This is a genomic window from Streptomyces sp. NPDC018610, assembly GCF_044391765.1.
Lineage (GTDB): Bacteria > Actinomycetota > Actinomycetes > Streptomycetales > Streptomycetaceae > Streptomyces.
This window is the reverse complement of sequence record NZ_JBISAL010000014.1, coordinates 142,347-148,346: the sequence shown is the minus strand read 5'-3', so window position 1 is coordinate 148,346 and position 6,000 is coordinate 142,347. Positions and strand designations below refer to the sequence as shown.

Sequence of the window (6,000 nt, the reverse complement as noted above, 5' to 3'; positions counted from 1 at the left end):
GGGCCCCCCCCCTCTCCCCTAGGTAAACACCCACCCCAACCACACGCCCGCTACCACGTCGTACGGCGGGGGGGCCCCCGCGGGGGGGCCCCCGCGGGCCGCCCCCCCGCGGCGGCAGAGCCTCACCGGGGCCCCCGTTCGTCGAGCGGGGGCCCCGTCGGCGTCCTGCCGGGCGGTTCCCGCGGGGGCGTCCTCCCGGGTACCGCCCGCTGGGCGGCCGGTGTCCTTGCGGAAGACGCCGGTCCGGCGGGCGCGTTCGCCGGCGGCGTGCTCGTGGGTACGGAGGGGGCGCCGGCGGTGGCGCCCCCGGGCAGCGGGGCGCGGCCGCGGTCCGGTTCGTCGGGCAGCCGGTGGCGGCCGCGCAGCGCGGAGGCGGACGCCGCGATCAGGGCCATGCCCGCGGCGACGCCGAAGACGACGGTCAGCCCGTGGTGGAAGGGGCCGGAGACCAGCTGCGGGAAGAAGGCGTGCCCGGTCAGCGTCCGCCGCTGCTGCGCGGACAGGTGGTCGAGCGTCCCGCCGGCGGCGAGCAGGTGCTCGATCGGGTTGTCGCCGAGGAAGGTGGCGAACAGCGTGCTCACCGGCGGCAGCGAGGCGGCCTGCCCGGCGGCGCCGGCCGGGACCCCGTGGGCCCGCAGCCCATAGCCCAGGGCCGCGGGCAGGGAGGCGGCGATCCCCGAGATCATCAGGGAGAAGAACACGCCGATGGACAGGGCGGTGCCGGAGTTCTGGGCGTTGCCCAGCCAGTCGATCCGCCCGCGCCGCCCCGTCGAGGTCTCCCGCAGGCTGAGATACGACCGGACGGTGCCGGTCACGCTGATCGGGACGCTCAGCCAGAACACCGCGCGCCAGTCGACTGCGGCGAGCAGCGGAGGCGCAGGCGAAGACCAGGAAGCCCAGGTTGTAGATGCGCACCCGGCCGAACATGTCGCCCAGCCGGCCCAGCACCACGACCAGGACCGCCGAGACCAGAAGGTAGCCCAGGATCATCCACAGCAGGTAGCCGATGTTGCCCGGAGCGAGGGGGTCGAGGCCGATGCCCCGGAAGATCGCGGGCAGTGAGATGATCACGATGGACGCGTCCATCGTGGCGATCAGCACCCCGAGCGTGGTGTTGGACAGGGCCACCCACTTGTACCCGGGGCCCGGCGCCCGCGCCGAGCGCGCCCTCACGGCTTCTTCGACGTCCACGTAATAACGATAGGTTTATCAGTCTGGACTGCGGAACCAAGAGCGGGCAATAGCTGTGGGCCACACGCACTTAGGGTTTTCCGTGCCCACGTCCGGTCCATCGCTCCGCCCGCCGTCCGTGTCCGTGCCCGCGTCCCTGTGCGGCGGCCGGGCGGATCACGGAGCGCCGAAGGTCCGCTCGGCCTGGCGCAGACGCAGGTCGCCGATCGTGCGCAGCTGCCCGCGGGCCCGCTCCAGCAGGTCGTCCAGCCGCGTCGCGTCGAGGCGCCCGTCGTGCCCGGCGAGCCCCCGCAGCACCTCCCAGGCGCACGCCTTGCCCTGCACTCCGAGCTGCAGGAGCTCCAGTTCCTCCAGGGTGCTGAGCGGGGAGCGCCGGACCAGGGCGCCGTTGCTCTTGAGCCGTCCGGCCCGCTCGCCCAGCCGCCCGGCGTACACCTTGTAGCGCCGTACCGGCACGTCGAGACCGCGCATGATCTGGAGCAGGGCCATCCGGTCCTCGGCGATCTCGGCGGCCACCGGTGCGATCGCGTCGCCGACCTCCGAGCCCCGGCAGGTCGCCGCGAGGTGGCGGGAGCGCTCCGTCCCCACGGTGGCGCCCGCCAGGTGGTCGTTGAGGTAGATGCCGAGCAGGGTGTGCCCGCTCGGACCTGCGAACCCGGGCACCAGGGTGCCCGAGCGTCCTTGGTCGTTCATGGGTGTGGGTGTCCTTCTCCGTCGGTGGCGCACGGCCGGGCGCCACCGGTCGCCGCGGTGTCCTTGGAGGTGACCGGACGCCGTCGCCGGTCGCCGGGCGGCCCGCCGGGACGGCGCGGGGCGCGTCGGCGGGCTCCCCGGCCGGCCGACCGTCGACCCGGCCGGCCGGTCGCCCGGGCTGTCGGGTCGGTCAGCCGGGCAGCTTGGCCCGGATACCGCCGGCCACGGCGGCCGGCCGGGCCGTCGCGCGGACGGAGCGCCTCATGACGGCGGCCTGTCGCTGCAGTTCATGGGCCGAGTGCCGGCCGCGCCACAGCAGCGACGGCGCGGCGCCGGTGTCGTCGGCCGCGATCAGCAGACCGCCGAGCATGGAGAGGTTCTTCAGGAAGTGGATGCGCTGCTGGGCGCGGTCGCCCGCGTCCTCGGCCTCCCAGTAGCGGTGCCCGGCCAGCGTGGTGGGCACCAGGGTCGCCGCCAGGGCCAGGGCGGCGAGCCTCGGCATGCGCCCCAGACCGAGCATGACACCGGCGACGACCTGGACGCCGCCACTCAGCCGCACGACCTGCTCGGTGCGGTCCGGCAGGATCGGCACCCGCTCCTTGATCGGCCGGACGACGGGCTCGGCGAGCGGGGCCACAGCCTCGGGGCTGCGTACGGAGCTCATGCCTCCGGCGACGAACATCGAGGCCAGCAGGGGACGACCGGCCAGGCGCAGCAGACTCATGGTCCTCTCCAGATGTGAGGGGGGTGCGGCGTTCGCCGGGTTCCCGGGCCGACCGGATGCAATCGAGCCGTACGGGTGAACGGCCACGGACGGTCGGCACCGAACGGTCGGCATCCTCGGCTGCGACGGCTGCGACGGCTGCGACGGCTGCGACGGCTGCGACGGCGGCGACGGCGGCGAGGAAGGCGACGGGAGCCCGCCGGGTCAGGGCCCGGCGCGGCAGGTTCCGGCCTCCGGGCCCGGGGCACTCGCCCCCGCATGGACGCCGATCGACGCCCCCCACGCCCTCCGCACCCCCTGACCGACCAGACGCTCGCCGTGCTCGCCGGCGGTTACGCATGGCTGCCGTCCCGCATGCGGGAGAGCGGCGGACCCGCGGTCCGCACCCGCCTGATGGGCAAGCCCGCCCTCGCCGTGCGCGGCCCGGACGCCGTGCGGTTCTTCTACGACGAGCGCAACGTCCGCCGCCACGGAGCGATCCCGGGCCCCGTGCGGGCCACGCTCTTCGGCCACGGCGCGGTGCACACCCTGGACGGCACGGCCCACCGCGCGCGCAAGAAGCTGTTCCTGCCCCTGCTGCAGGCCGACCGCGTCGCCGGCGTCGTCGAGGAGGTCGGCGCGGCCTGGGACGAGGCCGTCGCCGGGTGGGCCCGCAGCCCGCGGACCGTCCTGTTCGACGAGGCCGCCGTGGTGCTCACCCGCGGCGCGCACCGCTGGGCCGGCGTCCCTCTCGCGGACGCCGAGACCGAGGAGGCGGCCCGCGACCTGATCGCGATGGTCGACGGCTTCGCCACCCCCGGGCCACGCCACTGGCGCGCCCGACGTGCCCGGGGCCGGCAGGAGGAGCGGCTGGCGCGTCTGGTGTGCGAGGCGCGCTCCGGCCGGGCCCCGGCCGCTCCCGGCTCCCTGCTGGAGCGGGTCGCCGAGCACCGGGACGCCACGGGCGAGCCGCTGCCGCCCGGGACGGCCGCCGTGGAACTGCTCAACATCGTCCGCCCGACGGTCGCCGTCAGCTGGTTCGTCGCCTTCGCCGCGCACGCCCTGCACCGTCGGCCTGAACTGCGGGACCGGCTGCGCGAGGGCGACACGGAGTTCGCCACCGCGTTCGCCCACGAGGTGCGCAGGTTCTACCCGTTCGCCCCGTTCCTCGGCGGCCTGGCCGTCCGGGACCTGTCCTGGCACGGGCAGTCGGTGCCCGAGGGCGGGATGGTGATCCTGGACGTCTACGGCCAGAACCACGACACGGACCTCTGGGGCGACCCGTACGCCTTCCGCCCGCAGCGCTTCCTGGAGCACCCGGCCGAACGCGACGAACTGATCCCGCAGGGCGGCGGCGATCCGCGCTCCGGCCACCGCTGCCCCGGCGAGGGCGTCACCCTCGGGCTGCTGGAGACCCTGGCGATCCGCCTGGCCCGCCTCCGGTACGACGTCCCCGAGCAGGACCTGCGGATCCCGCTGCGCCGTGTCCCCGCACGACCGCGCAGCGGCTTCGTGATCACCGGCGTACGCGCGCCGGAGCACCGCGGGCGGCCGGCCGCGGCGGCGGTGGGTACGAGCCCCGGCCGCTGAACCCCCGGTTCACCCCTTCCCGTACTGGCCGGTGTGCCGCGGTCCGCCGGGGGAACCCGCCCGGTGGCGGCCCACCGGTGACGCACCGCGGTCCACCGGTGACAGACGACGACGAACAGCGAGGAGCCCTGCCATGGGACACGGCGGAGACGTCATCAACGAACTGACCACCGACCACCGTGAGGTGGACGAGATCTTCGCGCAGATCGAGGCGCTCCCGGTGGGGGACAAGCGGCGCAAGGACCTGGCGGACCAGGCCACCATCGAACTGGTCCGCCACTCCGTGGCCGAGGAGATGTATCTGTACCCGGCGGTGCGCCACTTCCTCCCCGACGGCGACGCGATCGCCGACCGGGAGGTCCGTGACCACTCCGAGGCCGAGCGGACCATGAAGGAGCTGGAGGGCTGTCAGGCCGACGACCCCCGGTTCGACGAGTTCATGGGGCGGCTGATGCGGGAGATCCGTGAGCACGTCACGGACGAGGAGGAGAACCTCTTCCCCCGGCTGCGGCAGGCCGCGAGCCCGGAGGAACTGGAGAAGCTCGGCGAGAAGGTGCGCACGGCGAAGAAGACGGCGCCGACGCGGCCGCACCCCTCCGCCCCGGACACCCCGCCCGCGAACAAGCTGCTGGCTCCCGGCGCCGGAATGGTCGACCGGATCAGGGACGCGCTGTCGGGCCGCGGGAAGACCGACTGACGGGCGACGCCTCCGGCCGGCGGGCAGGGCGCCGGTGACGGTGCGCGGTGCCGCCGTGACCTCACGGTCCGGCGGCCCCGCGCGAGCGTGCGCACGCCCTCGCCGACAGCCTGCCCTCAGGCTGTGAGCGCCGCCTCCACGCTGGGGTAGCAGGGGATGAGGGTGTCGACGCCGACGAGCTGCAGCACCCTCAGGACCGCCTCCCGGGGCGCCGCCAGAGACAGCCGCGCCCCGGCCGCCTGCGCCGCCTGATGGGCGGAGATGAGGGCGTTGATGCCGCTGGAGTCCATGAACGTCAGCCCGCTGAGATCGGCCACCGTTGCGGGCGCGGACGCCAGGCAGGTAAGCAGGGTGTCGCGCAGCCGCGTGCTGCTGTCGAGGTCGGCCTCGCCCACGAGCGTCACGACGCGGGTGCCGTCCTCGGCCGTCGTACGGGTGATCAGCAGCCGGTCGGGCACCGCCGCTCCCTCGGTCTCCGCCACTCTTCCCTCACTTCTCGTGAACACCTGGCCAGGGCCAGTGGACCGGTGCCCATGATGGCAGGGGTTCGTGAGGACGGGGACGGCGGAAGCAGAAGCACTCGGTCCGGTGGGTGGGCGGGACGCCGGTCGGGTGGGTGGCACATCGGCCGCCAGGCGGCTCACCGGCCCCGGCGGGACCCCGCTGAGGCGGGGCAGCGGCCCGGCGGGAGATCACTGTGGCGGCAGGCTGACACGGCGGGGCACCGGGTGCGGCGGGGTGACGGCGCGGTGGGACGCCGACTCGCCGCTCAGCCCGGCCTCACCGTCACCGCCGCCACGAGCGCGGCCACCGCGGTGAGCACCGCCACGGACAGCACGACCAGGTACGCGCGCTCCAGCCAGGCAGGCGCCCCCGCGCCCCGGGATCGCGCACGAGCGTCCCCGCTCGGCCCCGCCCCCGGCCCCGCCTTCGCCGCGCCCGGCAGCCGCCGGGGCGGCCAGGACCGCGTCCGCCACCGCGAGGCCGACACCCCCGGCCCCCGGGCGGCCCGCGACGGCCACGACCGCGCGCCCGGCCCGGCGATCACCGCGACCGGCCTCACGGGACGGAGATCCCTCGGGGCACCGGCACCGCCGGGACGGGACCCGCCGTCCGCGCCGTCCCG

7 protein-coding genes are annotated in these 6,000 nt (G+C 75.5%); 3 read left to right on the top strand and 4 right to left on the bottom strand.

Going from position 1 to position 6,000, the window contains the following annotated elements:
* Positions 1-122: 122 nt before the first annotated feature.
* Positions 123-815: a hypothetical protein gene (locus tag ACH5A8_RS31260; protein WP_399007356.1), complete on the bottom strand. Its 693-nt coding sequence runs from the start codon at positions 813-815 to the stop codon at positions 123-125.
* On the opposite strand from ACH5A8_RS31260, the gene ACH5A8_RS31255 reads away from it, so the two are divergent.
* The gene (locus ACH5A8_RS31255; protein ID WP_399007355.1) at positions 805-1,062 is read left to right on the top strand and encodes a hypothetical protein; all 258 of its coding nucleotides are present in this window, start codon (positions 805-807) and stop codon (positions 1,060-1,062) included. The two genes, ACH5A8_RS31260 and ACH5A8_RS31255, sit on opposite strands and share 11 nt — an antisense overlap.
* Positions 1,063-1,347: 285 nt before the next feature.
* On the opposite strand, the gene ACH5A8_RS31250 is transcribed toward ACH5A8_RS31255, so the two are convergent.
* On the bottom strand, positions 1,348-1,884 hold the full coding sequence (locus ACH5A8_RS31250; RefSeq protein WP_399007354.1) for a hypothetical protein: 537 nt from the start codon (positions 1,882-1,884) through the stop codon (positions 1,348-1,350).
* Positions 1,885-2,074: 190 nt separating this feature from the next.
* On the bottom strand, positions 2,075-2,608 hold the full coding sequence (locus ACH5A8_RS31245) for a DoxX family protein (RefSeq protein ID WP_399007353.1): 534 nt from the start codon (positions 2,606-2,608) through the stop codon (positions 2,075-2,077).
* 258 nt (positions 2,609-2,866) lie between these two features.
* On the opposite strand from ACH5A8_RS31245, the gene ACH5A8_RS31240 reads away from it, so the two are divergent.
* Together ACH5A8_RS31240 and ACH5A8_RS31235 are read left to right on the top strand one after the other, a co-directional pair.
* A complete protein-coding gene (locus ACH5A8_RS31240; RefSeq protein WP_399007352.1) occupies positions 2,867-4,177 on the top strand; it encodes a cytochrome P450 in 1,311 nt (436 codons plus the stop codon).
* 133 nt (positions 4,178-4,310) lie between these two features.
* Positions 4,311-4,874, top strand: a complete 564-nt coding sequence (locus tag ACH5A8_RS31235; RefSeq protein ID WP_399007351.1) for a hemerythrin domain-containing protein — start codon at positions 4,311-4,313, stop codon at positions 4,872-4,874.
* Between the two features lie 116 nt (positions 4,875-4,990).
* Here the strand turns inward: ACH5A8_RS31235 and ACH5A8_RS31230 are convergent, their stop codons facing one another.
* Positions 4,991-5,356, bottom strand: a complete 366-nt coding sequence (locus ACH5A8_RS31230) for an STAS domain-containing protein (protein ID WP_399007350.1) — start codon at positions 5,354-5,356, stop codon at positions 4,991-4,993.
* Between the last annotated feature and the right edge of the window lie 644 nt (positions 5,357-6,000).